Raw genomic sequence first — 24,325 nt, forward strand, 5'->3', positions numbered from 1 at the left:
CCGCCGCCGCCCCGCGCCATGACCGCCATCAGCTTCGAGTTCTATCCGCCCAAGACCGACGAACAGCGCAGCCAGCTGGACCGTGCCGCGGCCAAGCTGAAGGACTACGCCCCCGAATACGTGTCGTGTACCTTCGGCGCCGGTGGCTCGACCCTGAGCTATACCTCCGAGACCGTGCGCCACCTCAACCAGCACCACGGGTTCGACGCCGCACCGCACCTGTCCTGCGTCGGCGGCACCCGCCAGGAGATCCGCGAACTGCTCAAGCTGTACCGTGCCATCGGCTGCCGTCGCCTGGTCGCACTGCGCGGTGACCTGCCCTCGGGCATGGGCTTCCCCGGCGACATGCGCTATGCCGCCGAGCTGATCGACTTCATCCGCGCCGAGCACGGTGATGCGTTCCACATCGAAGTGGGTGCGTATCCGGAAACGCATCCGCAGGCGACCGATGCGCTGGCCGACCTGAAGCACTTCAAGGCGAAGATCGACGCCGGTGCCGATGCGGCGATCACCCAGTACTTCTTCAACCCGGATGCCTACTTCCACTTCGTCGATGAAGTGCGCCGGCTCGGCGTGCAGGTACCGATCACGCCCGGCATCATGCCGATCGCCAACTTCAGCCAGCTGCGCCGCTTCTCCGAACAGTGTGGTGCGGAAATTCCGCGCTGGATCGGCCGCAAGATGCAGGCCTACGGCGATGACGCCGAGTCGGTGCGTGCATTCGGCACCGAAGTGGTAGCCAGGCTGTGCCAGCGCCTGATCGAAGGCGGCGCGCCCGGCCTGCACTTCTACACCTTGAACCTGGCCAGGCCGACCACTTCAGTGCTGAAACTGCTGCGAGGCTGAAAGCACGCCATGCGGACCTGATCAGCGCTACCCTTCGCTGATGATCCGCCTTTCCCTCCTGCTGGTGCTGTTGCCGCTGTGCGCGATGGCCCACGTTGCCCACGCGCAGTCCACGCGCCTGAACCGTTGCACCGATGCGCAGGGCCAGAGTGTCTACACCGACCGTCCCTGTGACAGCGTGGGCGCACGGTCACGGCTGCCGCCGCCCGCCCCTACCGGCAACACCGCACCGCGCGACACGCTGGGTGCACGCTGCCCACGCCGGCTGAGCGAGCTCGTGGATGCATTGCGCAACGGCATCCTCGGCAACGACGTCAATCGGCTGTCTTCACTGTACCTGTGGGGTGCGGTGTCCGACGCGGGCGCGCAGCGCATTCTCGGCCAGCTGGAATCGCTGGCGCGGCGGCCGCTGGTGGACGTGGTGCCGGTCTATTCCAGGCAGGACCAGGTCGCAGTGCCGGAGGAGGGTCAGAGCCCTGCTGCGCAGGAATCCGACCCTGAGCCGCCGGCCGTGCGGCATCCGGTCGGCCTGCGCCTGGAGCAGACGTTGCCGGGCAGCGTGGCGCGCGCCTCGACGGTGCTGGGATTGCGGCGGCAGTACGGGTGCTTCTGGATCACGTTGTGATCGCGAGCATCCATCCACGCATGGCGTGGATCTACTGCCTCCATCCCACACGGTAGCGCCGGGCCATGCCCGGCGAGCGAAGCAGCTTTACGCCGGCCACAACCCACGAATGGCGGCGATGCCCTGCCCGCCGTGGCGGCGCGCTTCGATGATGTGGCCGCGGCCCATGCCGCCCAGGGCGTAGATCGGCAGCGATACCTGCGCTCGCAGTTCGGCAAAGGCATCCCAGCCCAGCGGCGAGGCATCGGGATGGCTGGCGGTGGCCTGCACCGGGCCAAGCACCGCGAAGTCGCAGCCCAGCTGTTGTGCGGCCTGCAGCTGCTGCAGGTCGTGGCAGGATGCGGCCACCAGCTGGCCTTCGGGAAGTGGACGCTGCGACAGTTCCTGCAACTGCTCGCTGCCCAGGTGTACGCCCACGCCCAACGCACGCGCCAGTTCGATATCGCGATTGAGCAGCCATTGCACGCCGCTGCGGCGATGCGCACGCACGGCCTGCTCGACCATCGCCTGCCGCTGCGGATGCGCCGGCGGCAGGCGCAGCTGGATACGCTGCTGGCCACCTGCTACCGCACGCTGCAGCTGCTCATGCCACTGCTGTACGCCGCCGTCATCATCGGCCGGCGCCGGGGTGATCAGGTAGCGGTCGGGCTGGCGCAGGGCGGCCACCACCGGCAGATCGGCCGGCGGCATCGAATAGCGGCCCAGCTTGTCCGGCGCCACCCAGGTGATCGCCTGGCCCTCGCGCCCGCGTGGCGTGCCCTTCCAGCTGCGTACATGGCGCACTTCCAGGGTCAGGTGCTTGTCCGGGTAGCGCTGCGGCACGTCCATCAGCCACTCGCCGATATCGGCCTCGATGCCCAGCTCTTCGCGCAGTTCGCGCACCAGCGCCTGTTCGGAGGTCTCGCCGGATTCGCGCTTGCCGCCCGGGAACTCCCACAGGCCGGCCATGTCGCGGTTCTCGGTTCGGCGGTTGAGCAGCACGCGGCCACGGGCGTCGGTGATGACGGCGGCCACGACATGGATCGATCGGGTGGGGGAAGGCATGGGGGAAGCATGCCCAGAACAGGGCGGCCCGCGCAATCGCGGATCTGGCCAGGATCATGCACCACAAAAGAAGAGCCCCGCTTTCGCGGGGCTCTTCGGGATCAGCTCAGCTGGCCGTGGCAGTGCTTGTACTTCTTGCCACTTCCGCACGGGCACGGATCATTGCGGCCGATCTTCGGCTCGTCGCGCTGCAGCTGCGCCACGCCCTGCTGGGCGGCCTGCACCTGTGCGGCTTCCTCGTCGGCGCTGTAGCCACCCACGTCCTGGTGCTGGAACTGCGACTGGCGCAGGCGGGCTTCCACCTGCTGGCGCTCGGCCGCTTCCAGCGCCTGCACTTCCTCGTCGCTGCGCACGCGCACGCGCGACAGCAGGGTCACCACTTCGCGCTTGACGTTCTCCAGCATGTCCGAGAACAGCTCGAAGGCTTCCTTCTTGTACTCCTGCTTCGGCTGCTTCTGCGCGTAACCACGCAGGTAGATGCCCTGGCGCAGGTAGTCCATGCGCGCCAGGTGTTCCTTCCAGCTCTGGTCCAGCACGGTCAGCATCACGTGCTTCTCCAGCGCGCGCATGGTCTCTTCGCCCACGCCGGCTTCCTTCTCGGCGAAGTGCTGGTTCACGCGTTCCTGCACCTTGGCGGCAATTGCTTCGGCGTCCAGTTCCTCGTGTTCCTTGACCAGGCCGGTCAGCGACATCTGCAGGCCGAAGTCCGACTCCAGGGTCGCCTCCAGGCCACGCAGGTCCCACTGCTCGTCGATCGAGTTCGGCGGCACGAAGCGGGCCACCACATCGAAGATCACGTCGTCGCGGATGCCGTCGACGTTGCCCTTCACCGACTCGGCGTCCAGCAGCTCGTCGCGCTGGGCGTAGATCACCTTGCGCTGGTCGTTGTTGACGTCGTCGAAGTCCAGCAGGTTCTTGCGGATGTCGAAGTTGTGGGCCTCGACCTTGCGCTGCGCCTTCTCGATCTGGCGGCTGACCAGGCGGTCCTCGATGACGTCGTCTTCCTTCATGCCCATCATGCGCATGGCCTTCTGCACCCAGTCGGAGGCGAAGATGCGCATCAGGTTGTCTTCCAGCGACAGGTAGAAGCGGGACGAACCCGGGTCACCCTGGCGGCCCGAACGGCCACGCAGCTGGTTGTCGATACGGCGCGATTCGTGGCGCTCGGTGCCGACGATGTGCAGGCCGCCGGCAGCCTTCACCGCATCGTGGCGCTTCTGCCATTCGGCCTTGACCGCGGCCTTCTGCTCATCGGTCGCGTCCTCGCCCAGGGCGTGGATCTCGGCTTCCAGCGAACCGCCCAGCACGATGTCGGTACCGCGACCGGCCATGTTGGTGGCGATGGTCACGGCGGCCGGACGGCCGGCATTGGCGACGATGGTCGCTTCGCGGTCATGCTGCTTGGCGTTGAGCACTTCGTGCTTCACGCCGGCCTTGCTCAGGTGCTCGGACAGCATTTCCGAAGTTTCGATCGAGGTGGTACCCACCAGCACCGGCTGGCCGCGCTTGGCGCACTCTTCGATGTCGGCCAGCACCGCATTGAACTTGCCCTTGCGGTTGAGGAACACCTGGTCCGGGCTGTCCTTGCGGATGGTCGGGCGGTTGGTCGGGATCACCACCACTTCCAGGCCGTAGATGCTCTGGAATTCGAACGCTTCGGTATCGGCCGTACCGGTCATGCCGGACAGCTTCTTGTACATGCGGAACAGGTTCTGGAAGGTGATGCTGGCCAGCGTCTGGTTCTCGCGCTGGACCGGCACGCCTTCCTTCGCTTCCACCGCCTGGTGCAGGCCGTCGGACCAGCGGCGGCCGGCCAGGGTACGGCCGGTGAATTCGTCGACGATGACCACTTCGCCATCGCGCACGATGTAGTCCACGTCACGCTGGTAGATGGCGTGCGCACGCAGCGCGGCATTGAGGTGGTGCACGACGGTCAGGTTCTGTGCCGCGTACAGGCCTTCGGTCTCGCCATCGAGGATGCCGGCTTCGACCAGCAGCTGCTCGGCGTGCTCCATGCCCGCTTCGGACAGGTGCACCTGCTTGCCCTTCTCGTCGACCCAGAAGTCGCCTTCGCCGTCTTCCACTTCCTGCTTGACCAGGTTCGGCACGACGCGGTTGACGCGGATGTACAGCTCCGGGGAATCATCGGCCGGGCCGGAGATGATCAGCGGGGTACGCGCTTCGTCGATCAGGATGGAGTCGACTTCGTCGACGATGGCGTAGTGCAGGCCGCGCTGGTAGCGGTCGGCCTTGGACAGCGCCATGTTGTCGCGCAGGTAATCGAAACCGAATTCGTTGTTGGTGCCGTAGGTGATGTCGGCGGCGTAGGCTTCGCGCTTGTCGCTGTGCGGCATGCCCGGGTAGACCACGCCCACGCTCAGGCCCAGCCAGTTGTACAGCTTGCCCATCTGCGCGGCGTCGCGGCGGGCCAGGTAGTCGTTCACGGTGACCACGTGCACGCCCTTGCCTTCCAGCGCGTTGAGGTACACCGGCAGGGTCGCCACCAGGGTCTTGCCTTCACCGGTGCGCATTTCTGCGATCTTGCCCAGGTGAAGCACCATGCCGCCGATCAGCTGCACGTCGTAGTGGCGCATGCCCAGCACGCGGCGGCCGGCTTCGCGGCAGACCGCGAAGGCTTCCGGCAGCACCTTGTCCAGGGCTTCACCGTCAGCGATGCGCTGCTTGAACTCCGGCGTCTTGGCCTGAAGCTGCTCGTCGGAAAGCTTCTCGATCTCCGGCTCCAGCGCATTGATCTTGGCGACGATGCGGTTGAGCTGGCGCAGCTGTCGTTCGTTACGACTGCCAAATACGCGGGTAAGCAGGCTGTTGATCATTGAAGGAACCGGGTTGGATGGACACGACGCCCGGCCTCCCCCTTGGGATCCGTCCGCCGCAAACGAAACAGGGCGCCTGGCGCCCTGTCGATGGCAACACCCATTGTAGCTTGGGACGGGCGGCTGAGGTTTCAAGCGCCGATCCGGTCGCGATCGCCCCGGATTCGGCAAAGAAACACGAATGCGGGGTCGGATCCCTTTCGCCATGGCGAAAGGGCTCTGCCCCCTGCCCTCGACACCAGCCCTCAACCAGATCAGGTCAGAGCCCTTCCGCGGCGCGGAAGGAGTCCGACCCGGGATTCAGCCGCGGCTGATGCGCCCGACCGGCGTGTTGCCGCCGTCGCCGAGGAACTTGCGCGGGTTGACCACGTTGCCGTTCTCCCACACCTCGAAGTGCACGTGGGCGCCGGTCGAACGGCCGGTGGAACCGGCCTTGGCCACTTCCTGGCCCGCACGGACCAGGTCGCCGACCTTCACCACCAGGCGCGAATTGTGCGCGTAGCGGGTGACGTAGCCGTTACCGTGGTCGACGTCGACCACGTTGCCGTAGCCGCCCTTCACGCCGGAGAAGCTGACCACGCCTTCGGCCACGGCCATCACCGGGTCACCGACCCTGGCGTGGAAGTCCATGCCCTTGTGGGTGGCGGCACCGCGGCCGAACGGGTCGGCACGGGTGCCGAAACCGGAGGTCACGTAGCTGTTGCGGATCGGCATGCGCGAGGGCACGGCGTTCTGCTGCAGCTGGTGGTCGAACATCAGCGATTCCATCACCGACAGCTGGCGGCCTGAAGCAGCGAAGCGCTGCTCCAGCACCTGTAAGTCGGCGTTGACGTCCTTGACTGGGATGTCGCTGGTCGGGCCGCCGGCATCGCCATCACCGAGGCCAGGGGTCTCGTTGAAGTCGAATTCGCCGTCTTCCAGCTTGCCCATCTGGGTCAGCCGTTCGCCAAGGGCGTTCAGGCGGGTGGCCTGCGCCTGCAGCTCGCCGAGGCGGGCCGCCAGTGCGTTGACCTGGGTCTGCGCATCGCGCTTGACCTTGGCCAGTTCCGCATCCTGGCGCTCGACCTTGGCCTGCAGCCGGGAATCATTCAGCGCGCTGGCGCCAATGCCGCCAGCAAGGCCGATAATGCAGCCTACCCCGAGTACGCTGCCCAGCAGGGCACGGGGGCGGTCCTCGAAATAGAACCGCAAACGCGCGATCGGCGACGACTTGGCCTGTCCTTCACGCGTTTTGATTACGATCTTTTTGAATGCCATCAGTGAGTTTTCATGTCTGAGCCGAAATCCAGCGTTCGCCCCGCGTCAGTGCCGAAACCGGCGCTGGATGCGGTGATGGCGGACAAAAGCGGGAACCCGCTGCGGCGTGCCTTGTGGCTCGACGCGCTGGACCGTCAGTTGCGCCCCCAGTTGCCGCCACCTCTGCGCAGCCGTTGCCGGCTGGCCAATGTGGACGGGGAACACCTCGTTTTTCTCGTCGAATCCCCGGTCTGGCATGCCAAGTTGCGGCTTGCCGAAGCCCAGTTGCTCGACGCGGCCCGTTCCATCGGGCTGAAGGCCACCAGGGTGACCATCAAGACTGCGTCTCCCACTCCCACGCGCTCCCCAGCGCTCGACAACCGGAATGGACCCCACGCAGTTTCAGCCGCCACGCACAAAGGGCTACGCGACGCCTTGGCTTGCCTGCAGGACGTTCCTTCGAAGCCGAAGAAGCGGTCCTGACGACAACGGAGCATCCGGCTCCGCTCCCCGTCGCACGTGTCACCACGGCGTGAAACATTTCGGGGGCCGGGTCGCATCCTAGCTGCCATCCGGGGGCCTGTCGTTAGATTGTTGTTAAAACCGCGTTAAATTCAGGCTTCCGATCCAACAGGTTCACAAAACCGTGACCTCAAACCGGCCTTGACGCGCGTCAAGCATGCTGAATGCGATGCGCGTTGCGGAAACGACAACGCCGCCCTTTCAGGCGGCGCTTTTGTCTTTAAATTCAACGATCTACAGAAATCAGGCGTACGCCGGGGTGGCGTATTCGACCGGATCTGGCGTGGCCGGCGAGTCGAAGCTGACCCATTCCCAGGCGGTGGCGTCGGCCATCAGTGCGCGTACCAGCTTGTTGTTGAGCGCGTGGCCGGACTTGAAGCCCTCGTAGGCGCCCAGCACCTGGCCACCGGCCAGATAGAGGTCGCCGATCGCGTCGAGGATCTTGTGGCGCACGAATTCGTCGGCGTAGCGCAGGCCGTCTTCGTTGAGCACGCGGAACTCGTCCAGCACGATGGCGTTGTCCATCGAACCGCCCAGGCCGAGGTTGCGCTCGCGCATGTATTCCAGGTCGCGCATGAAGCCAAAGGTACGCGCGCGGGAGATTTCCTTGGTGTAGGCCAGCGTCGAGAACTCGATTTCCTGGCGCGACTGCTTGGCCGGGATCATCGGGTGGTCGAACTGGATGGTGAAGCCCAGCTTGTAGCCCTCATAGGGGGTGAAGCGGGCCACCTTGTCGCCCTCGGTCACTTCCACGGTCTTCAGCACGCGGATGAAGCGCTTGGGCGCATCCTGCTCCACGATGCCCGCCGACTGCAGCAGGAACACGAACGGGCCGGCCGAACCGTCCATGATCGGCAGCTCGGCCGAGGACAGTTCGACGATGATGTTGTCAACGCCCAGGCCGGCCAGCGCCGACATCAGGTGTTCGACGGTCTGGATCTTGGCGTCGTTGCAGGTCAGGCCGGTGCACAGGGTCACTTCGGTGACCAGCTCGGCCTTGGCCGGCACTTCCACGACTGGGTCCAGGTCCACGCGGCGGAACACGATGCCATGGTTGACCGGTGCCGGGCGCAGGGTCATGTAGACCTTGTCACCGCTGTGCAGGCCAACGCCGGTGGCGCGGATCGTGTTCTTGAGGGTGCGTTGCTGGATCATGGGGGATGGACCGGAAGTGACACATTAGATTAACACGCACGGTCCCCTACCCCGGCTGAAAGGCAGGCAGGACACACCGGCGCGCCAATGGGACGCACATGAAGCAGGGCGGCCGGGCCCATCCTGGCCCGGCGCCCGCGTTTTCAGGACATGGTGGCGCACCCCGGGGAGGACAACCCCGGGAAGCCCCGCTTAGTCCGCCTGGCGGCGCAGGAACGCCGGGATGTCCAGGTAATCGTTGGGCAGTTCAGCTGCCGCCGGAGCCGAAGCGGCCGGAGCCGACGGCGCAGAAGCGGAAGCGGTATCGCTGCTGGCACGACGCAGGCCCAGGCCCATGCCGCCCACGGCCTTGGACACGGCGTCGCCGCCGTTGTCGAAGTCGCCGAACTCCGGCTGGCCGGTGGTGGCGTTGCGGACCAGCTTGATCGGCGCACGCTCGCCCGGACGCTGGGTCTTGCTGGCCGACACGCGGTTCAGGCCGGTGGCAACCACGGTCACGCGCACTTCGTCCTGCATGTCCGGGTCGAGCACGGTGCCGACCACCACGGTGGCGTCTTCCGAAGCGAAGCCGTCGATGGTGCGGCCGATCTCGTCGAACTCGGCCATGGTGAAGTCCGCACCGGCGGTGATGTTGACCAGGATGCCGTTGGCACCGGCCAGGTTCACGTCGTCCAGCAGCGGGTTCTGGATGGCCGATTCGGCAGCGGCCTGGGCGCGGTCATCGCCACGGGCGGTGCCGGTACCCATCATTGCCAGGCCCATTTCGGACATGACTGTGCGCACGTCGGCGAAGTCGACGTTGATCAGGCCCGGACGCACGATCAGGTCGGCGATGCCCTGCACGGCGCCCTGCAGCACGTCGTTGGCGGCACGGAAGGCCTGGATCATCGTCGCATTGCGGCCCAGCACGGTGATCAGCTTCTCGTTCGGAATGGTGATCAGCGAGTCGCAGTGCTGGCTCAGTTCCTCGATGCCCTTCAGCGCCACCTGCATGCGGCGACGGCCTTCGAACGGGAACGGCTTGGTGACCACGGCCACGGTCAGGATGCCCATTTCCTTGGCCAGCTGCGCCACCACCGGTGCAGCGCCGGTGCCGGTGCCACCGCCCATGCCGGCGGTGATGAACACCATGTCCGCGCCCTGCAGGGCGTCCATGATGCGCTCACGGTCTTCCAGCGCGGCCTGGCGGCCGACTTCCGGGTTCGCGCCTGCGCCCAGGCCCTTGGTCACGTTGGTACCCAGCTGCAGCTGCAGCTTGGCACCGCAATTCTTGATGGCCTGCGAGTCGGTGTTGGCGGTGATGAATTCCACGCCATCCACTGCCGAGTTGACCATGTGCGCCACGGCATTGCCGCCGCCGCCGCCCACGCCAACCACCTTGATCACCGCATTGGGTGCCATCTTTTCGATCAGTTCAAAATGCGCCATGTCCGTGTCCTCGTTGTATCCGCTTTGGCTGGCATGGGCATTCGGGCGTCCTGCCGTCCTGCTGCATGCCGACGTTGCGGCTGTGTGGGTTGTGTGTTGCCGGTGTTGCGTTGTGATGCGGGTACTGCGGGTACTGCGACCGGGCCAGGCCCGGCATTACGGGTTCCGCGTCAGAACTCGCCGCGGAACCAGGTCTTGAGTTTCTTGAACATGCTTCCGGCGCGCCCGGTCGGCAGCGACGGCCGCCGCGGGTGCTCGATCTGGCTGCCCATCAGCAGCAGGCCCACGCCGGTGGCGTGCACCGGGTTGCCCACTACTTCGCCCAGCCCGGTGACGTGCTGCGGAATGCCCACGCGCACCGGCATCTGCAGCATTTCCTCGGCCAGCTCGACCACGCCTTCCATCTTCGAAGCGCCACCGGTCAGCACCATGCCGGCGCGCACCAGTTCCTCGAAGCCGGAGCGGCGCAGTTCGGCCTGCACCATCTCGAAGATCTCCTCGTAACGGCCCTGCACCGCCTGCGCCAGCGAATGGCGCGGCATGCGGCGCGGCGGGCGGTCGCCCACCGACGGCACCTGGATGCTTTCCTCGGCGGTGGCCAGCTGGGCCAGGGCGCAGGCGTAGCGCACCTTGATCTGCTCGGCTTCCGGGGTCGGCGTGCGCAGCATGTGCGCGATGTCGTTGGTCACGTGGTCGCCCGCGATCGGCAGCGAGGCGGTGTGGCAGATCGCGCCCTGCACGAACACCGCGATATCGGTGGTGCCGGCGCCCATGTCGACCAGCACCACGCCCAGCTCGCGTTCGTCAGCGGTCAGCACCGCCACGCTGGAGGCCAGCGAGGACAGCACCAGGTCGTCCACCTGCAGGCCGCAACGCTGCACGCACTTGCTGATGTTGGCTGCAGCCGACTGCGCGCACACCACCAGGTGGGCGTGCACTTCCAGGCGCACGCCGGTCATGCCGACCGGGTTGCGGATGCCTTCCTGCGAATCGTCCAGCACGTACTCGCGCGGGATCGCGTGCAGGATCTTCTGGTCGGCCGGGATCGCCACCGCCTTGGCCGCATCGAGCACGCGATCCAGGTCGCCCCAGGTCACTTCCCCGTCGCGGATTGGCACGATGCCCGGCGAGTTCTTGCACTGCACGTGGTTGCCGGAAATGGAGGCGTACACCGAGCGGATCTCGCAGCCGGCCATCAGCTCGGCTTCTTCCACCGCGCGCTGGATCGACTGCACGGTCGATTCGATGTCCACCACCACGCCGCGCTTCAAACCGCGCGACTCGTGCGAGCCGATGCCGATCACTTCGATCGGATTGCCAGGCGAATACTCGCCCACCAGCGCCACCACCTTGGAGGTGCCGATGTCCAGGCCAACGATCAGCGATTTGTCACCCTTGCGATTCATGTCCTTTCCTGCGTCCTGCTGGCCGGGGTCGCCGGCGTTTTCGCCGGCGTGGCCGGGGTACCCCAGCTCAGCGTGAAACCATTGGTGTAACGGAGGTCGGCGCGCTCGATCGGCGCGTCCTGGCGGTTCAGCTGCGGAAGTACCTTGACGAAGCGCTGCATGCGCGAGCGCGCGTCGTCACGGCCCACCACCACTTCGGTGCCGTTGCTCAGCACCAGCGACCAGCTGCCGCGTGCATCCATCGTCACCCGGCGTACATCGACGCCAGCCGGTGCGAACAATGCACGCGAGTCGCTGTACAGCTTCATCACTTCTTCGGTCTGGCTGTCCGGGCCGTCCAGTTCGGGCAGCGCCAGGTCGGCCAGCTTCTTCGGCGTGGGGAACAGCTTGCCCTGCTCGGAGACCAGGCGGTCGTTGCCCCAGCGCGCGAACGGCTTGTGCTCGACCAGGGTCACTTCCAGCACGTCCGGCCACTGCTTGCGCACCTGCGCGCTTTCCACCCAGGGCAGCTGTTCCAGTGCGTCCTGCGCGTCCTGCAGCTTGACCGCGAAGAAGCCCGCGTGCGCATACGGCAGCAGCACCTGCTGCAGCTGCTCGGCCGGCACCCGCTTGAACTCACCATGCACGCGCAGCTTCGCCAGCGGCCAGCGCTCGGCGCCGACCCAGCCATTGACCACCGCCACGACCGGCAGTGCAACCACCGACAGCGCCAACAGCCAGACGAAGATGCGCAGCACCGCGTTCATGCGTGCGGGGCCTCCAGGGTCTGTTCCAGCACACGCCACACCAGCTCTTCGAAGCTGATGCCGGCCTGGCCGGCCGCCTTGGGTACCAGCGAATGGCTGGTCATGCCCGGTGCGGTGTTCACTTCCAGCAGGAAGAATCGGCCGCTCCTGCGATCACGCATGACATCCACGCGGCCCCAGCCACGGCAACCGGCGGCACGGAACGCGGCCAGCGCGATGCGCCGGATTTCTTCTTCGTCGTCACCGTCCAGGCCCGGGCACAGGTACTGGGTGTCTTCGGCAATGTACTTGGCGTTGTAGTCGTACCACTGGCCCTTGGGCACGATGCGGATCGACGGCAGCGCAACGTCGCCGAGGATGGCCACGGTCAGTTCGTCGCCGACCACCATCTGCTCCATCAGCAGCTGGCCGTCGTAGCGCGCGGCCAGCGCCACCGCCTCGTCGAGGCCGGCGTCATCGGTGACCCGGCTGATGCCCACGCTGGAGCCTTCGTTGGCCGGCTTCACCACCACCGGCAGGCCCAGTTCGGCCGCCAGCGCATGTACGTTCGAAGCGTCGACCTTCCGGTACTGCGGGGTCGGCAGGCCCAGCGACAGCCACACCTGCTTGGTGCGGATCTTGTCCATGCTCAGCGCCGAGCCCAGCACGTCCGAGCCGGTGTACGGCACGCCGAAGGCGTCCATCAGGCCCTGCACGATGCCGTCCTCACCACCACCGTTGTGGCCGTGCAGGATGTTGAACACGCGATCGATGCCACCGGCGGCCAGCGCCTTGGCCAGCGCCGGAATGCCATCCACCGCGAACGCATCGACGCCGCGCGACTGCAGGGCTGCCAGCACGTTGCGGCCCGAATCCAGCGACACTTCGCGTTCGCTGGAACTGCCGCCGAGCAGCACGGCGACGCGGCCGAACCCGGCCGGGTCGGTCACGCGCAGCGGCGGGAAGGTCAGCGTGCTCACGCCTCGCCCTCCCCCTTGAAGCCTTCCACTGCGATATGGGTGGCCACGGCGCCGATGTCGCCCGCCCCCATCATCAGCAGCAGGTCACCGTCCTGCAGCACATCCGGCAGCACGCTGGCCAGTTCGGCAGCCTTGCCCACCACCACCGGCTCGCTACGGCCACGCGCACGGATGGCGCGGGCCAGTGCATGCGAGTCGGCACCGGCAATCGGTTCCTCACCGGCCGGGTAGACCTCGCTCAGCACCAGCGCATCGACGCTGGACAGCACGGCGGCAAACTTGTCGAACTGGTCGCGGGTACGGCTGTAGCGGTGCGGCTGGAAGGCCACCACCAGGCGCTTGTCGGCCCAGCCACCACGGGCGGCGGCGAACACTGCTTCCAGCTCGCTCGGGTGATGACCATAGTCATCGATGATGCGGACCTTGGCACCACTGGCGGTGGTCACCTCGCCCAGATCGTTGAAGCGACGGCCGACACCGGCAAATGCTTCCAGCGCGCGTGCGATGGCGTCAGGGGCCACGCCCAGCTGCCAGCCCACTGCGGCGGCGGCCAGTGCGTTCAGCACGTTGTGCTTGCCCGGCAGTGCTAGTACCACTTCCTGGCTGGTGCCCTGCGGCAGGCGCAGGGTGAAGCGCATGCGCGAACCTTCCTGCACCACGTTCTCGGCCCGCACGTCGGCCTGCGGGCTCATGCCGTAGCTCATCACGTGGCGCGGGGTCTTGGCAGCCAGCGCAGCCACTTCCGGGTCGTCGATGCACAGCACCGCCAGGCCGTAGAACGGCAGGCGCTGCAGGAACTCGGCGAACGCCGCCTGCACGCGGGCAAAATCGTTGCCGTAGTTCTCCAGATGATCGGCGTCGATGTTGGTGATGATCGACATCAACGGGTTCAGGCGCAGGAAGCTGCCATCGCTTTCGTCAGCCTCGGCCACCAGCCACTGGCCACCACCCAGCTTGGCGTTGGCACCGGCGGCCAGCAGCTGGCCGCCGATCACGAAGGTCGGGTCCAGGCCGCCTTCGCTCAGCACGGCGGCGGTCAGGCTGGTGGTGGTGGTCTTGCCATGGGTGCCGGCCACCGCAATGCCGCGGCGGAAGCGCATCAGTTCGGCCAGCATCGCCGCACGCGGCATGATCGGAATGCGCTGGCTGCGCGCTTCCATCAGCTCCGGGTTGTCTTCGCGGATGGCGCTGGAGACCACCACGCAGTCGGTGCCCAGCACGTTGGCCGCCGAGTGGCCGCGCATGATGCGCGCACCCAGGCTGGCCAGCCGGCGGGTCGCGCCGTTGTCGGCGTTGTCCGAACCGGACACTTCATAGCCCAGCGTCAGCATCACTTCGGCGATACCGCTCATGCCGGTGCCGCCGATGCCGACGAAATGCACGCGCGGGAACGCGCGCACCAGGTCGTTGGTGTCGTGCAGGCGACGGATCATGCGCGGCCTCGCGCAGGGCAGGCGCGGTGGCATGCCTTCTTCATACAGCTTCCTCGAGAATGATATCGGCGATGCGCTCGGCGGCATCGACCTTAGCCAGGGCACGCGCGGCTTGCGCCATCTGCATGCGGCGGGCGGGATTTTCGGACAGATCGCGCAGCAGTGCGGCAATGCCGTCGGCCAGCGTTCCGTCCTGCTTCAGCAAAACCGCCGCGCCGCGCTCAACCAGATACTCCGCATTGCGGGTCTGGTGATCGTCGACGGCAGCGGGGAATGGCACCAGCACGCTGCCGACACCGACCGCGCACAGCTCGGCCAGGGTCGACGCACCGGCACGGCACACCACCAGATCGGCCCAGGCGAACGCCTCGGCCATGTCGGCGATGAACGGGGTGATCTCCGCCTGCACGCCGGCCTTGGCATACGCCTCGACCGCTTCGGCGTGCAGTTTTTCGCCGCTCTGGTGGCGCACCTGCACCGGCACTGCAGCGCCCAGCGCAACGATGGCCTGCGGCACGCCGGTGTTGAGCGCGCGTGCGCCCTGGCTGCCACCGACCACCAGCACCCGCAGCGGGCCGTGGCGGTCGGCGAAGCGCTGTTCCGGCGGTGCGATGGCGGCGATCTCCGCACGCACCGGATTGCCGACGAACTCCTCGCGCGCGGCGAAGGTGCCCGGGAACCCGGTCAGCAGGCGGCGCGCATAGCGCGACAGGATGCGATTGGTCAGGCCCGGTGCGCGGTTCTGCTCATGCACGATCAGCGGCAGGCCATGCAGGCGCGTGGCCATGCCACCCGGGCCGGAGGCGAATCCACCGAAGGCCACGACCGCACGCGGCTGGCGCTTGCGGATGATCATGCCGGCCGCACGCAGCGCGCGCATCAGTCGCCACGGCGCAGCCAGCAACGCCAGCTTGCCCTTGCCGCGCAGGCCGGTGATGGCCAGCGTGTCGATCGCGATGTCGTGCTGCGGCACCAGGCGGGTTTCCATCGCACCTTCGGCGCCCATCCAGGTCACCGGCACGCCACGCTCGCGCAGCACGCGGGCCACGGCCAGGCCGGGGAAGATATGACCGCCGGTACCACCGGCCAGGATCATCACCGGGCGTGCAGTGTCATGGGCTGCGCTCATGACAGCCTCCCGAAGGTCGGTTCGATGCGCGACTGCAGGCGGCTGGTGCCACGCGCAGCGTTCGGCGCAGTGGCAGCCACCGGCTCGGCGCTCATCGGTACGCTGGCGGCCACCGGCGCGGCCGGCTCGTCGCTCGACTCGGCAGCAACGTCTTCGGCGCCACCGATACGCACGGCCTGGCGGCGCTCGGCGCGCTTGAGTTCATAGGACACGCGCAGCAGCAGGCCCATCGCCACGCAGGTCATCAGCACCGACGAACCGCCGGAGGAGATCAGCGGCAGCGTCAGGCCCTTGGTCGGCAGGATGCCCAGGTTGACGCCGATCGAGACGAAGGTCTGCATGCTGATCCACAGGCCGATGCCGAAAGCGATGTAGCCGGAGAAGTGGCGCTTCATTTCCACGCAGCGCATGCCCAGCCAGAAGGTGCGGCCGACCAGCAGCGCGTACAGGGCCACGATCACGCAGGTGCCCAGGAAGCCGAACTCCTCGGCGGTCACCGAGAAGATGAAGTCGGTGTGCGCTTCGGGCAGGTAGTACAGCTTCTGCACCGAATTGCCCAGGCCGACACCGGTCCACTCGCCACGGCCCACCGCCATCAGCGCGTTGGACAGCTGGTAGCCGTCGCCCTGCTGGTCGGCCCACGGGTCCAGGAACGAGGTGATGCGGCGCATGCGGTACGGCTCGATGATCGCCAGCGCGCTCATGCCGACCAGGCCGATGATCACCGGCATCGACATGCGCGGCATGTTCACCCCGCCCAGCACCAGCATGCCGGCGGTGATCGCCAGCAGCAGGGTGGACGAACCGAAGTCCGGCTGCAGCAGCAGCAGCACCACCAGCGCACCGGCCACGCCCAGCGGCTTGAGCATCGCCGGCCAGGTCGCGTTGACCTCGTCGCGGAAACGCACCAGGTAGCTGGACAGCCACACGATGTAGAGCACCTTTACCGCTTCGACCGTCTGGAACTTGGAGATGCCCAGGTTGATCCAGCGGCGCGCGCCGTTGACGGTGCTGCCCAGGCCCGGCGTGAACACCGCCAGCAGCAGCACGAAGCAGCCCAGCAGCAGCATCTGGTTGTACTGCTCGATCGACTTCAGCTCGGTGCGCGCGGCAATCACCGCCAGCACGATGCCGACCGCCAGGAAGATCAGGTGGCGGTTGAGGTAGTAGAACGGACTGCTCATCAGTGCGATCGAGCTGGACGCCACCATCACCACGCCCACGCCGGTGAGCGCGATGATCGCGCCCAGCAGCCACTTGTCGTAGCTGCCTTCGATGGCTTCAAGGCGTGTTGCCTGGCGGGACAGGTCGTTCATCTCAGCGCACCTTCAACGTGGCCAGGCCGATCAGCACGAGCACGACGGAGATGATCCAGAAGCGCACGATCACGCGCGGCTCGGGCCAGCCCTTCAGTTCGAAATGGTGGTGGATCGGCGCCATGCGGAACACGCGCTTGCCGGTCAGCTTGAACGAGGCGACCTGGATCATCACCGACAGCGTTTCGATGACGAACACGCCGCCCATGATCACCAGCACCAGTTCCTGGCGGGTGATCACCGCGATCGTGCCCAGCACCGCGCCCAGCGCCAGCGCACCGATGTCGCCCATGAACACCATGGCCGGATAGGTGTTGAACCACAGGAAGCCGAGGCCCGCGCCGGCGATGGCCGCACAGATGATGACCAGCTCGCCGGCGCCCGGAATCTGCGGGATCTGCAGGTAGTTGGCGAACACCACGTTGCCCGAGGCGTAAGCGAACACACCCAGCGCGCAGGCCACCAGCACGGTCGGCATGATCGCCAGGCCGTCCAGGCCGTCGGTCAGGTTCACCGCGTTGGAGAAGCCGACGATCCAGAAGTAGGCGATGGCCACGAAACCGATGCCGGCCAGCGGCAGCGCGATCGACTTGAACATCGGGATGTAGAAGGTCAGCGCGGCCGGCACGTCGGCCGTGTAGAACAGGAACAGGCCCGCGGCCAGGCCGAAGATCGACTGCAGCAGGTACTTCCAGCGCGACTTCAGGCCGTTCGGGTCGCGGCGGACGATCTTGATCCAGTCGTCATACCAGCCGATGGCGCCGAAGCACAGCATCACCGCCAGCACCAGCCACACGTAGCGGTTGCGCAGGTCGGCCCACATCAGCACCGACAGGGTGATGGTGAGCAGGATCAGCGAACCGCCCATGGTCGGCGTACCGGCCTTGGAGAAATGGGTCTGCGGGCCGTCCTTGCGGATCGGCTGGCCGCCCTTGAACTGGGCAAGCTTGCGGATCATCGCCGGGCCGAGCCACAGCGACAGGAACAGGGCCGTCAGCGCGGCAAGGATGGCGCGGAACGTCTGGTAGTTGAACAGCCCGAACAGGCTCTCCAACTGCTGCAACCATCGAGCCAGTTCATACAACATGCGGGGATTCCTCTCCTTGCGCCAGCAGCGCTTTGACGATCAGGTCCATGGCACTGCCACGGGAACCCTTGACCAGGCAGCGCACACCAGCGTGCAACTCATCCTGCAGCGCCTGTGACAGCGCACCATGGGTAGCGAAATGGCGACCGCCTTCGCCGAAGGCGGCCGCAGCGGCGGCACTGAGCGGACCCAGCGCATACAGCCGCTTCAGGCCGGCAGCACGTGCGCGGATGCCGGCCTGCGCATGCAGCGCTTCGGCGTCCGGGCCCAGTTCGCGCATGTCGCCCAGCACCAGCCAGCCCTCTTCCGGCGCTGCGGCCAGGGCGTCGATGGCCGCCGCCAGCGAGCCGGGATTGGCGTTGTAGCTGTCATCCACCAGCACCGCGCCGTTGCGCAGCTGATGGGCGATCTGGCGGCCCGGCACCGGCTGCGCTTCGGCCAGGCCGGCAGCGATCAGCGCCAGGTCGACGCCCGCGGCCAGCGCCAGGCTGGCTGCGGCCAGCGCATTGCTGACGTTGTGGCGACCCGGCAGGCCGAGCACCACGCGTGCTTCGCCGGCTGGCGAAACCAGGGTGAACTGGGTGCCCTGCGCGCCGGCGCGGATGTCGCGCGCGGTCACGTCGGCGGTATGTTCCAGGCCGTAGCGCAGCACGCGGCAACGCGGCGGGGTGCCGACGAAATGCTGTTCGAACCAGCGGCCGTAGGCATCGTCGACATTGATCACCGCCACGCCATCGGCCGGCAACGCGGCATAGATCGCGCCCTTGGTCACTGCCACGCCGAGCAGGCTACCCATGCGTTCCAGGTGTGCCGGGGCGATGTTGTTGACCAGCGCATAGCGCGGGCGGGCGATATCGGTCAGGTAGGCAATGTCACCGGGCTTGCCGGCGCCCATCTCGTAGACGGCGTAGTCGGCATCTTCCGGCGCATCGATCACCGCCAGCGGCAGGCCGATTTCGTTGTTGCGGTTGCCCGGGTTGGCGTAGACCACCTTGTGCGCGTGCCGTGCCACCTGCTGCAGGATCGACAGCAGCAGGCTCTTCACGCTGGTCTTGCCGTTGCTGCCGGTGATCGCAAACACCTCGGTGCCGCGGTCGCGCTGCATGCCGGTGGCGACCTTCGCCAGCGCCAGTTCGCTGTCAGCCACCAGCACCTGCGGCAGTTCGATCGGCAGCAGGCGCTCGACCAGCAGCGCACTGGCACCGCGCGCCAGCGCATCTGCGGCGAAATCATGGCCATCGAAACGCTCGCCACGCAGCGCCACATACAGGCTGCCCGGGCCGAGGCTGCGGGTGTCATTGCTGACCGCATCGATGGCCACGTCATCGCCGTGGATCTCGCCGCCGGCCCAGTGTGCGATCAGCGAAAGCAGGGTGCGCTTCATGCGGCGCCCTCCCCAGCCTGGGCCGCTAGAACACCGGCCTTGGCTGCCAGTGCAGCGGCAGCCACTTCGGTGTCGTCGAAGTCATGGCGCACGCCGTTCACTTCCTGGTACGGCTCGTGGCCCTTGCCAGCGATCAGGATGATGTCGCCGGCAGCGGCACGCTTCACCGCCAGGCCGATCGCACGCGCGCGGCTGCGCTGCACGGTCACGGCGGAGGCATCGGTGAAGCCGGCCAGGATGTCGGCCACGATCACATCGCCATCCTCGCCACGCGGGTTGTCGTCGGTGACGATGACCTGGTTGGCCAGACGCTCGGCGATGGCGGCCATCTGCGGGCGCTTGCCGGTATCACGTTCGCCACCGCAGCCGAACACGCAGAACAGCGTGCCCTGCAGATGGCCGTGCAGGCTGTCCAGCGCCTGTTCCAGCGCGTCCGGGGTGTGTGCGTAGTCGACCACCACGGTCGGCAGGCCGTCTTCGCCACCGAGGCGGTTCATGCGGCCACGGATCGGCTGCAGCGCCGACAGCACCTCGGCGATGCGCGGCAGCGGCTGGCCCTGCGCATGCAGGGTGCCGGCCACGGCCAGCAGGTTGTCCACGTTGAAGCGGCCCAGCAGCGGCGACTGCACCGCCGCGCGCTGGCCGTCGATGACCAGGTCGAACGCAATACCACGGCCGTCCAGCTGCAGCGCTTCGGCGCGCACACTGGCATCGGTGGCACCGCGCGAGCTCAGGCCGATCGGCTGCACGCCCGCCGGCAGGCCGGCGAACAGCTGGCGGCCGAAGGCGTCGTCAAGATTGATCACCGCGGACTTCAGGCCCGGACGATGGAACAGCCGCGCCTTGGCCGCGCCGTAGCTGGCCATGTCACCGTGGTAGTCCAGATGGTCGCGGGTGAGATTGGTGAACACCGCCACGTCGTAGTGCACGGCATCCACACGGCCCTGGTCCAGCGCGTGCGAGCTGACTTCCATCGCCACCGCGCGCGCACCGGCGTCGCGCAGCTGCGCCAGCAGCGCATGCATCTGCAGCACCAGCGGCGTGGTGAAACCGGTCGGTTCAACCGCACCATAAAGTCCGGCGCCCAACGTGCCGATACTGCCACTGGGCGTTCCGAGCAGGTGCCAGGCCTGGGCCAGCAGCTGCACGGTGGAGGTCTTGCCGTTGGTACCGGTGACACCGACCATCGCCATCGCCCGCGACGGTGCGCCATGGAACTGGTCGGCCATCGCACCCATGCGCGCGCGCAGGCCCGGCACGGCGATCGCATCGGTCGGGGCCGGCAGCTCGGCAGGTGCCGGCGGTTCGAACAGGATGACGCCGGCGCCGGCCGCACGGGCCTGCTCGACAAACCCCAGGCCATGCGCGCCGAAACCGGCAATGGCGACGAAGGCATTGCCGGGGCGCACGGCGCGGCTGTCCAGCACCAGGCCGGTCAGAACGGGGTCGTGCCCTGCAAGAGCGACGTCCGGAAGCAACTGCGAAAGCAACATCGAAGGACTCATTGCGTGCCTCCCGTAGCGGGCGGCGTCTGGGCGTGCGCGCTGGGCAGCGCAGCATCGAATTCAGCGGCGGCATCGGCCGGCAGCGCGGCCTCGGCCGGGGGCGCGGGCAGGATCGAGGCCGAGTGGCCGACCTTGCCGGACTGTTGTGCGGCCAGCCACGACTGCAGGTCGTCCAGCGGCACGTCCATCAGGCGCAGGGTGCCTTCCATCACGTTGTGGTAGACCGGCGCCGACACCAGGCCGCCGTAGAACTTGCCGGCCTGCGGGTCGTTGATGACGATGACGGTGGCGAAGCGCGGGTTGGTGGCCGGCACTACGCCGGCGAACAGCGCGTTGTAATGGCCGCGCTCGTAACCGCCGGGGCCGGTCTTGCGCGCGGTACCGGTCTTGCCGGCCACGCGGTAACCCAGCACCGCTGCCTGCTTGGCGCCGCCCTGGGTCACCACCGTTTCCATCATCGCCACCACCTGCCTGGCGACGCTCTCATCGATGATCTGATGCGCTTCGTTGCGCTGGCCTTTGACGAAGGTCGGCGCGATCAGCTTGCCGCCATTGGCTAGCGCCGAGTAGGCGGTGGCGATCTGCAGCGGCGTCACGTTCAGGCCGTAGCCGTAGGACATGGTGGTCTTGGTGGCGCCGTCCCAGTTGGCCGGGCGCCGCACCACGCCACCGGATTCACCCGGGAAGCCGCTATGCGGCACCGAGCCGTAGCCGAAGCGGCGCACCCCATCGTAGAACACCTGGTCCGGCATCTTTGCCGCAACCTTGGCCGCGCCGATGTTGGAACTGCGGGTGATCACACCGGTCACGTTCAACACGCCGTTGTTGCGCGGCACGTCGCGGATGGTGAAGCGGGCCACCTGCATGTAGCCCGGGTTGGTGTCGATGATGGTGTCCTTGGTCACCGCACCGGCCTGCAGCGCGGTAGCGATGGTCAACGGCTTCATCGTCGAACCCGGCTCGACCAGATCGGTCACCGCACGGTTGCGGCGCGCATCGGGCAGCGCGCCGGTCAGCGAATTCGGGTTGTAGGTCGGCAGGTTGACCATGGCCAGGATCTCGCCGGTGGTCACGTCCATGATCACCATCGAACCGCCGGCCGCCTTGTTGGCCACCAGCGCGTTGCGCAGTTCCTTGAACGCCAGGTACTGGATGCGGCGGTCGATGCTGAGGGTCAGGTCCTTGCCCGGTTCGGCGGCGCGCAGCAGATCGCTTTCGACGGTTTCGCCCTTGCGGTTGCGGATCACCCGCTTGGCACCGGCCTTGCCGCGCAGCCATTCGTCGAACGCCAGTTCCAGGCCTTCCTGGCCACGGTCGTCGATGTTGGTGAAGCCCAGCACGTGCGCCATCGCCTCACCCTGCGGGTAGAAGCGGCGGAACTCGCGCTGCGCGGCCACGCCCGGAATCTTCAGCGCGACCACCTTCTCTGCCTCGTCCGGATTGATCCGGCGACGCAGGTACATGAATTCCTTGTCCGACTTCTGCGACAGGCGGCTGCTCAGCTCGTCCACCGACATGCCGACCGCCTGGGCCAGCTCCGGGATGCGCTCGGGCGAACGCAGCAGGTCCTGCGGGTTGACCCAGATCGAGGCGACCGGCGTGGACACCGCCAGCGGTTCGCCGTTGCGGTCGGTGATCATGCCGCGCGAGGTCTTGATCGGCAGTTCGCGCAGGTAACGGGCCTCGCCCTGGCGCTGGTAGAAATCGCTGTTGATGATCTGCACGTAGGCGGCGCGACCGACCAGCGACACCGAGCACAGGCCAAGCGCCAGCGCGACCCAGCGCAGGCGCTGGCGCAGGTTGAAGGCGTTGCGCGGGCGGTTGCGGCCGGTCTTGCTCATGGCCGCACCACCACGATGTCGGCAGCCTCGGGGAACTTCATGCCGAGCTTTTCGCGGGCGATGCGATCGACACGGTTGGCTTCGGCCAGGGTCGCCTGCTCGAGCTGCAGGCGGCCGAATTCGAGGTTGATGTCATCGCGCTTGCGCTCGGCGCGCGACAGCTCGATGAACGTCTGCCGGTGACGGTGACGCACGAACACGACGCCGATCGCCGAGGCCACGGTGGAGGCCAACAGGATGATCAGCAGCAGCCGGCTCATGCATCGGCCTCCCGCTTCTGGGCCACGCGCAGCACGGCGCTGCGGGCGCGCGGGTTGGCCGCCAGCTCTTCGTCGGTGGCCTTGATGGCGCCACCGATCAGGTCCAGCGTCGGCACGAACGCGACCGCCTCGGGCAGGCGGCGGTTGGCCGGCGGCGCCTTGGCCAGGCGGTTCATGTACTGCTTGACGATGCGGTCTTCCAGCGAATGGAAGCTGATCACCGCCAGCCGGCCACCGGGCTTGAGCCGCTCTACCGCCGCGTCGAGCCCGGCTTCCAGATCGGCCAGCTCGCGGTTGATGTGGATGCGGATGGCCTGGAAGCTGCGCGTGGCCGGGTGGATCTTGTCCTTTCCACGCGGCATCACCGAGGCGATCAGCTCGGCCAGTTCGGCGGTGCGGGTGAACGGCTGCTTCTCGCGGCGGGCCACGATGGCACGGGCGATGCGGCGGCTCTGGCGCTCTTCGCCATAGGTCCACAGCACATCGGCGATCTCGCGGTCTTCGGCGCGGTTGATCCACTGCGCGGCGCTTTCACCGCTGTCCGGGTCCATGCGCATGTCCAGCGGGCCGTCCTTGCCGAAGCTGAAACCCCGCTCGGCCACGTCCAGCTGCGGCGAAGACACGCCCAGGTCGAACAGCACGCCGTCCAGGCCTTCAGCCGTCGCATCCCACTGCAGCAGCTGGGCGAAGCTGCCACGGAAGATGGACACGCGCGGGTCCGGCGCGAAATCGCGCTCGGCAACGGCGATGGCTTCCGGATCCTTGTCCATGACCAGCAGGCGCCCCTCGGGACCGAGCTGGGTGAGCACGCCACGTGCATGACCGCCACGACCGAACGTGCCATCCAGATAACGTCCGTTTTCGATCACCCTCAGGCCTTCAATGACCTGGGTGTACAGGACCGGCAGGTGCACCGCCGGCGACTGCGACACCGGAAGGTGACCGGCCTGCGCTTCTGGGCGCATCCGGGCACCCCGGCTCACAACTTCAGGTCGAGCAACCCATCACCCAGATCCTCGTCAGACAACGTCTGCTGGATCAGGGCCCGATGCGCCTGCTCGCTCCACAATTCGAACTTGTCGCCCATACCGAGCAATACCGCCTTCTTTTCAATGCCCACCGCACCGCGGTGGCTGGCGGGGATGCTGATGCGACCGTTGCCGTCCAGTTCCAGATGGGCGGCCGAGCCGACCAGCTTCTGCTGCAACAGGCGCACGACGCGCTGGGTGTTGGGCTTGGACATGACGTCGTCGCGGACCCGCTCCCATTCCGACTCTGCATACAGCCACAGGCAGCCGGCTTCGAACGGGTTGTAGGTCAATACGAGACGGTTGTTGCTGGCGCGCGCGACGAGGTCGCGGTAAGCGGTGGGAACCGCCATGCGCCCTTTATCGTCAACTGTGATGGCCGTCTCGCCCTGGAACACGACGCGTGCACCTATCCTTCGCCCGGTGAAACATTGAACCACGAAAACCCACAAAACACCCGGATTTCCCTCTGATGCCCACCTTAGCAGCGGCCGAAGGGTTGTCAACAACTTTTCAGCGGGGAAATCGCCAGCCGCATCAA

At 67.1% G+C, this 24,325-nt stretch carries 20 protein-coding genes and 1 pseudogene; 3 read left to right on the forward strand and 18 right to left on the reverse strand.

Going from position 1 to position 24,325, the window contains the following annotated elements; genetic code table 11:
* The first annotated feature begins 18 nt into the window (after positions 1 to 18).
* Positions 19 to 846, forward strand: coding sequence for a methylenetetrahydrofolate reductase [NAD(P)H] (gene metF / locus AC5P57_RS19585; protein WP_142807256.1), 828 nt, complete (start codon positions 19 to 21; stop codon positions 844 to 846).
* Between the two features lie 40 nt (positions 847 to 886).
* Entirely contained in the window at positions 887 to 1,471 is a 585-nt protein-coding gene (locus AC5P57_RS19590; protein WP_142807255.1) for a DUF4124 domain-containing protein, read from the forward strand.
* Positions 1,472 to 1,558: 87 nt separating this feature from the next.
* Here the strand turns inward: AC5P57_RS19590 and AC5P57_RS19595 are convergent, their stop codons facing one another.
* From AC5P57_RS19595 to AC5P57_RS19605, 3 genes are all read right to left on the reverse strand, one after another.
* On the reverse strand, positions 1,559 to 2,515 hold the full coding sequence (locus AC5P57_RS19595) for a Nudix family hydrolase (protein WP_142807254.1): 957 nt from the start codon (positions 2,513 to 2,515) through the stop codon (positions 1,559 to 1,561).
* Between the two features lie 101 nt (positions 2,516 to 2,616).
* Entirely contained in the window at positions 2,617 to 5,349 is a 2,733-nt protein-coding gene (secA, locus tag AC5P57_RS19600) for a preprotein translocase subunit SecA (protein WP_099553615.1), read from the reverse strand.
* Between the two features lie 300 nt (positions 5,350 to 5,649).
* Positions 5,650 to 6,606 (reverse strand): M23 family metallopeptidase, encoded by a 957-nt coding sequence (locus AC5P57_RS19605; RefSeq protein ID WP_099553613.1) that lies wholly within the window; start codon positions 6,604 to 6,606, stop codon positions 5,650 to 5,652.
* A 12-nt stretch (positions 6,607 to 6,618) separates the two neighbouring features.
* Here AC5P57_RS19605 and AC5P57_RS19610 point away from each other — a divergent pair, with 12 nt between their 5' ends.
* Entirely contained in the window at positions 6,619 to 7,068 is a 450-nt protein-coding gene (locus AC5P57_RS19610; protein WP_005408086.1) for a DciA family protein, read from the forward strand.
* Between the two features lie 282 nt (positions 7,069 to 7,350).
* On the opposite strand, the gene lpxC is transcribed toward AC5P57_RS19610, so the two are convergent.
* The 15 genes and pseudogenes from lpxC to mraZ all read right to left on the reverse strand — a co-directional run bounded on the left by lpxC (position 7,351) and on the right by mraZ (position 24,182).
* Positions 7,351 to 8,262: a UDP-3-O-acyl-N-acetylglucosamine deacetylase gene (gene lpxC / locus AC5P57_RS19615; RefSeq protein ID WP_004143722.1), complete on the reverse strand. Its 912-nt coding sequence runs from the start codon at positions 8,260 to 8,262 to the stop codon at positions 7,351 to 7,353.
* 192 nt (positions 8,263 to 8,454) lie between these two features.
* Complete coding sequence (gene ftsZ / locus AC5P57_RS19620) at positions 8,455 to 9,690, reverse strand: cell division protein FtsZ (protein ID WP_049428898.1); 1,236 nt, start codon at positions 9,688 to 9,690, stop codon at positions 8,455 to 8,457.
* Between the two features lie 170 nt (positions 9,691 to 9,860).
* Complete coding sequence (gene ftsA, locus AC5P57_RS19625) at positions 9,861 to 11,096, reverse strand: cell division protein FtsA (RefSeq protein ID WP_005408083.1); 1,236 nt, start codon at positions 11,094 to 11,096, stop codon at positions 9,861 to 9,863.
* Positions 11,097 to 11,164: 68 nt separating this feature from the next.
* A pseudogene (locus tag AC5P57_RS19630) lies at positions 11,165 to 11,842 on the reverse strand (cell division protein FtsQ/DivIB); the annotation flags it as partial.
* Complete coding sequence (locus tag AC5P57_RS19635; protein WP_099553611.1) at positions 11,839 to 12,801, reverse strand: D-alanine--D-alanine ligase; 963 nt, start codon at positions 12,799 to 12,801, stop codon at positions 11,839 to 11,841. The gene AC5P57_RS19635 and the pseudogene AC5P57_RS19630, both read right to left, overlap by 4 nt.
* Complete coding sequence (gene murC / locus AC5P57_RS19640; RefSeq protein WP_099553609.1) at positions 12,798 to 14,234, reverse strand: UDP-N-acetylmuramate--L-alanine ligase; 1,437 nt, start codon at positions 14,232 to 14,234, stop codon at positions 12,798 to 12,800. Before murC ends, AC5P57_RS19635 begins: the two co-directional genes overlap by 4 nt.
* Before the next feature lie 40 nt (positions 14,235 to 14,274).
* Positions 14,275 to 15,363, reverse strand: a complete 1,089-nt coding sequence (gene murG / locus AC5P57_RS19645) for an undecaprenyldiphospho-muramoylpentapeptide beta-N-acetylglucosaminyltransferase (RefSeq protein ID WP_262234549.1) — start codon at positions 15,361 to 15,363, stop codon at positions 14,275 to 14,277.
* The gene (gene ftsW / locus AC5P57_RS19650; protein WP_142807249.1) at positions 15,360 to 16,679 is read right to left on the reverse strand and encodes a putative lipid II flippase FtsW; all 1,320 of its coding nucleotides are present in this window, start codon (positions 16,677 to 16,679) and stop codon (positions 15,360 to 15,362) included. Before ftsW ends, murG begins: the two co-directional genes overlap by 4 nt.
* 1 nt (position 16,680) lies before the next feature.
* Positions 16,681 to 17,766, reverse strand: a complete 1,086-nt coding sequence (gene mraY / locus AC5P57_RS19655; protein WP_010481929.1) for a phospho-N-acetylmuramoyl-pentapeptide-transferase — start codon at positions 17,764 to 17,766, stop codon at positions 16,681 to 16,683.
* Entirely contained in the window at positions 17,756 to 19,150 is a 1,395-nt protein-coding gene (locus tag AC5P57_RS19660) for a UDP-N-acetylmuramoyl-tripeptide--D-alanyl-D-alanine ligase (protein WP_099553602.1), read from the reverse strand. Before AC5P57_RS19660 ends, mraY begins: the two co-directional genes overlap by 11 nt.
* Positions 19,147 to 20,655 carry a UDP-N-acetylmuramoyl-L-alanyl-D-glutamate--2,6-diaminopimelate ligase gene (locus AC5P57_RS19665; RefSeq protein WP_099553600.1) on the reverse strand — a complete coding sequence of 503 codons (1,509 nt, stop codon included), beginning with the start codon at positions 20,653 to 20,655 and terminating at the stop codon, positions 19,147 to 19,149. Before AC5P57_RS19665 ends, AC5P57_RS19660 begins: the two co-directional genes overlap by 4 nt.
* The gene (locus AC5P57_RS19670; protein ID WP_262234548.1) at positions 20,652 to 22,496 is read right to left on the reverse strand and encodes a peptidoglycan D,D-transpeptidase FtsI family protein; all 1,845 of its coding nucleotides are present in this window, start codon (positions 22,494 to 22,496) and stop codon (positions 20,652 to 20,654) included. The genes AC5P57_RS19665 and AC5P57_RS19670 overlap by 4 nt, the downstream gene beginning before the upstream one ends.
* On the reverse strand, positions 22,493 to 22,756 hold the full coding sequence (ftsL, locus tag AC5P57_RS19675; protein ID WP_005412242.1) for a cell division protein FtsL: 264 nt from the start codon (positions 22,754 to 22,756) through the stop codon (positions 22,493 to 22,495). Before ftsL ends, AC5P57_RS19670 begins: the two co-directional genes overlap by 4 nt.
* Positions 22,753 to 23,721, reverse strand: coding sequence for a 16S rRNA (cytosine(1402)-N(4))-methyltransferase RsmH (gene rsmH, locus AC5P57_RS19680; RefSeq protein ID WP_262234547.1), 969 nt, complete (start codon positions 23,719 to 23,721; stop codon positions 22,753 to 22,755). Before rsmH ends, ftsL begins: the two co-directional genes overlap by 4 nt.
* Before the next feature lie 14 nt (positions 23,722 to 23,735).
* Positions 23,736 to 24,182, reverse strand: a complete 447-nt coding sequence (gene mraZ, locus AC5P57_RS19685; protein WP_004143635.1) for a division/cell wall cluster transcriptional repressor MraZ — start codon at positions 24,180 to 24,182, stop codon at positions 23,736 to 23,738.
* Positions 24,183 to 24,325: the final 143 nt, after the last annotated feature.

Source organism: Stenotrophomonas sp. YJH_SMC_79, assembly GCF_059367995.1.